General features: G+C 58.0%; 1 pseudogene. It reads right to left on the bottom strand.

Going from position 1 to position 467, the window contains the following annotated elements:
• Nucleotides 1–31: 31 nt before the first annotated feature.
• A pseudogene (locus tag FDW87_RS22715) lies at nt 32–467 on the bottom strand (MFS transporter); the annotation flags it as partial.

The following is a 467-nucleotide window of genomic DNA, read 5'->3' as shown; positions in this document are numbered from 1 at the left end:
GGGCAGGTTATACTCAAACCTGCCCGCTGCTTTATGCGCTTGCTATCTCCCGATTACGCCCCGCGCACAGACCAAACACTGCCATCAGTATTGCTAACACGGCGACCCCAGCTAATGGAATCAGCCAGCTACCATTGAGGTCGTGAATCTTACCCATCAGCGGTGGCCCACAGGCAGCCAGTAAATACCCGACGGACTGTGCCATGCCGGACAGGGCCGCGGCCTGATGCGCTGAGCTTGCGCGCAGGCCAATAAAGGTCAAACCAAGGATCATCGTAGCGCCTGAGCCAAAGCCAAACAGTATGGTCCACAGCAAAGCCTGCCCGGGCATTACCGCGAATCCCGCTGCGCCGATGGCGCACATTAACGAAACCAGTGCGGCGATGGCGCGCTGATCCTTAAATCTGTTCAGGACGAGAGGGATCAATAACCCCGGCGCGGCGGTTGCCAGTTGCAGTAAACCATGC

The sequence above is a fragment of the Citrobacter sp. wls826 genome, assembly GCF_005281245.1.
GTDB classification, from domain to species: Bacteria; Pseudomonadota; Gammaproteobacteria; order Enterobacterales; family Enterobacteriaceae; genus Citrobacter; species Citrobacter braakii.
The sequence above is the reverse complement of the archived record's forward strand: the minus strand, read 5'-3'. Positions and strand labels throughout refer to the sequence as shown.